Origin of the sequence: Mesorhizobium sangaii (genome assembly GCF_014207355.1) — a bacterium.
Taxonomy (GTDB): domain Bacteria; phylum Pseudomonadota; class Alphaproteobacteria; order Rhizobiales; family Rhizobiaceae; genus Mesorhizobium; species Mesorhizobium sangaii.
Map to the genome: position 1 here is coordinate 1 of NZ_JACHEF010000030.1, position 2,719 is coordinate 2,719.

Below are 2,719 nucleotides of genomic sequence, written 5' to 3' on the forward strand. Positions count from 1 at the left end.
GTATCCATCCGGTGAGGGACGCGGACGGACCTATTTGTTTCCGTCGCGATGGATGGCGATGAGGTTTTGAAGGCTTTCGATGCCGAATTCGGAGAAGGCCATGACGCCGTCTTCGTGGTCTGGCCCGTAGACCCAGATCAGACCGTCCTCGGGTTCCATTTCGATAGCGATTTGGCCGAGCCAGTCCTCATCTTCGCCGAGGTCCCGGGCGACGAGCGCGATGGTTCGCACGGAATGCATTTTGTTGATGTGCATTGTCAGGCTGCGATTGCGGCGGGCTTGGGCCGCCAGTTCCACGGCAGCAACTCGTCGAGGCGATTGGCGGGGTGCTCGGCAATGCGGTGAAGCACATCGGTAAGCCAGGCTTGCGGATCGACATTGTTGAGCTTGGCGGTGCCGATGAGGGCGTAGATGACTGCAGCGCGCTGGCCTCCACGATCGGAGCCACAGAACAGCCAGGCCTTGCGACCGAGCGGGACGCAGCGCAAGGCCCGTTCAGCCGCATTGTTCGTAATGCAGATCCTGCCATCGTCGAGGAAGCGGTTAAACGCCGGCCATCGGCGCAGCACGTAGTTGATGGCCTTGGCGAGATCGTGGTTGCGTGAGAGCTGGGCAAGCTGGGCGATCAGCCAGGCGTGAAGGTCCTCCATCAGTGGAGCGCTGCGCTCCTGGCGGGCGCAAGCACGCGCTTCAGCGCTCAATCCGTTGATCTCGCGCTCGATATCGAACAGTCCATCCAGGCGCTGCACCGCCTCCAGTGCGATCGGGTAGATCGCCCCTGTCCGTTCGCCGCGGCTCTTCTTGCGCGCTGATCCCTCGACGTCGGCGAGTTCGAAGAACTTGCGGCGCGCATGGGCAAAGCAGCCCGCTTCGAGCACAGGCCCTGGGCGACGATCGGCTGCGTAGAGTTCGCCATAGCCGCTATAGGCGTCTGCCTGCAGGATCCCGGACCAGCTGTCGAGATGGGCTCGCGGATGTTCGCCACGGCGGTCGCGCGAATAGTGGAACAGCGCGGCGGGCGGATCGGCGCCGCCGAATGGCCGGTCGTCGCGGACATAGACCCACAGCCTGCCGATATCGGTCTTGCCCTTGGCGAGGACCGGCACCGTTGTGTCGTCGCCGTGCAATCGGTCGGCGGCGAGAACATGAGCCTCGATCCGGCGATAGAGGGGCATGAGCGCGAAAGTGGCCGCGCCAACTTGGTCGGCGAGCGTCGACAGGCTAAGTGGCACGCCCTCGCGAGCGAAACGTTCAGCCTGGCGGTTCAAGGGTTGATGCTGGCCGTACTTGTCGAACAGCAGCATGGCGAGCAAGCCAGGACCTGCCCAGCCACGCGGCACGACATGGAACGGCGCCGGCGGCTGGGTGATCGTCTCACAGTTCCGGCACGAGAACTTCTCGCGCACCGTCTGGATGACCTTCCACTGACGCGGGATCACCTCCAGCGTCTCGGTCACGTCCTCGCCGAGCTTCGAAAGCCGCGTCCCGCCGCAAGTCGGGCACGAACATGGCGCGGGGATGACGATGCGCTCACGCGGCAGATGCTCGGGAAACGGCTTCTTCACTGGCCGTTTGCGCTCGAAGGCGGTGACACTGGTCGTCCTGGTCGCCGCCGCCTCGGCGGCAAGGTCATCTTCGCTGGCTGTGGCCTCGAGTTCCTCGAGTTGCAACTCCAGTTGGTCCAGGAGCCGGCGGCTGCGCTCGGCGCTGGGGCCATACTGCTCGCGCCTGAGCTTGGCGATCTGCAGCTTGAGGTGCCCGATCAGAGCTTCCGTAGCCGACGCCTTAGCCCTCGCGGCGGCAAGTTCGGCCCCCATCGAAACAACCAGCGCCTTAAGCGCTTCGACATCGTCCGGCAGGGGCGAAACGGCGGCTTCCATGGCCGAAATGAATCAGCACCTGTCTCTCGGTGCAACCGAAAAATGCCGCTTTGGCTGAGGAAATCCGCGTCCTATCCCGCGCTCGCCGGACGCCAGCTGTACTGCGGGTTGCGCCAGTCAATCCCGTCGAGCAAACACGCCAGCTGAGCGCTCGTCAGCGACACTGCACCGTCCTTCGCCTGGGGCCAAATGAAGCGGCCCTTCTCGAGCCGCTTGGCATAAAGCGACATGCCGATCCCGTCATGCCAGATGATCTTTACCAGCGATCCGGCGCGTCCGCGGAAAACGTAGAGATCACCACCGTGGGGATCGCGCTTCAGGTGCTGCTGCACCAGCAAAGCCAGGCCCTGCATGCCCTTCCTCATATCGGTGTGGCCCATCGACAGCCACACCCGCGCGCCCGACGGGATCACCGCAGTGCCTTTACCACTGCCGTAACCAGCGTGGGCGTCGCTCCCGCGAAGATGCTCACCCGGCCGCCCTTTACCAGCTCCACGACAATAGCCGGCCGGTGCTCCAGTGGATGGCCGACGTCTTCATCGACAACCACCGCCTCTGTAAGGCACGGGTCCGGGACGTGTTCGCACAGCTTGCGACGCCAAGTGTAGATCAGCGCCGTCGAAACGTCATGCCGCTGCGCCACCTGCGTCACACAGGCTCCGGGCGAAAACGCCTCCTCCAAAATCTGGCGCCGTTCCTCTTCGTTCCACCGCCGCCGACGTTCGGGGCCTGTGAGCAACGTGATCTGACCCATCAACTGCTCCTAAGTGCGCTCATAAGAGCACGCTTAAGACCACTCGTTCATCACCCGAACAAGGCGCGACACGCCGGATGGATAC

At 63.8% G+C, this 2,719-nt stretch carries 4 protein-coding genes; all 4 read right to left on the reverse strand.

Features of this window, described 5'->3' with window-relative positions; translation table 11 throughout:
* Positions 1 to 30: 30 nt before the first annotated feature.
* Positions 31 to 297 carry a hypothetical protein gene (locus HNQ71_RS34505; protein WP_343068338.1) on the reverse strand — a complete coding sequence of 89 codons (267 nt, stop codon included), beginning with the start codon at positions 295 to 297 and terminating at the stop codon, positions 31 to 33.
* Positions 258 to 1,880: an IS66 family transposase gene (gene tnpC, locus HNQ71_RS34510; RefSeq protein WP_184879623.1), complete on the reverse strand. Its 1,623-nt coding sequence runs from the start codon at positions 1,878 to 1,880 to the stop codon at positions 258 to 260. The genes HNQ71_RS34505 and tnpC overlap by 40 nt, the downstream gene beginning before the upstream one ends.
* Positions 1,881 to 1,951: 71 nt before the next feature.
* Positions 1,952 to 2,293 (reverse strand): IS66 family insertion sequence element accessory protein TnpB, encoded by a 342-nt coding sequence (gene tnpB, locus HNQ71_RS34515; protein ID WP_258052477.1) that lies wholly within the window; start codon positions 2,291 to 2,293, stop codon positions 1,952 to 1,954.
* A complete protein-coding gene (tnpA, locus tag HNQ71_RS34520) occupies positions 2,290 to 2,634 on the reverse strand; it encodes an IS66-like element accessory protein TnpA (RefSeq protein ID WP_095205366.1) in 345 nt (114 codons plus the stop codon). Before tnpA ends, tnpB begins: the two co-directional genes overlap by 4 nt.
* Positions 2,635 to 2,719 lie beyond the last annotated feature (85 nt).

Bases quoted from the DNA above. Each gene is read 5' to 3' on its own strand.
- tnpC (WP_184879623.1), bottom strand. From the start codon at position 1,880: ATGGAAGCCGCCGTTTCGCCCCTGCCGGACGATGTCGAAGCGCTTAAG.
- tnpA (WP_095205366.1), bottom strand. From the start codon at position 2,634: ATGGGTCAGATCACGTTGCTCACAGGCCCCGAACGTCGGCGGCGGTGG.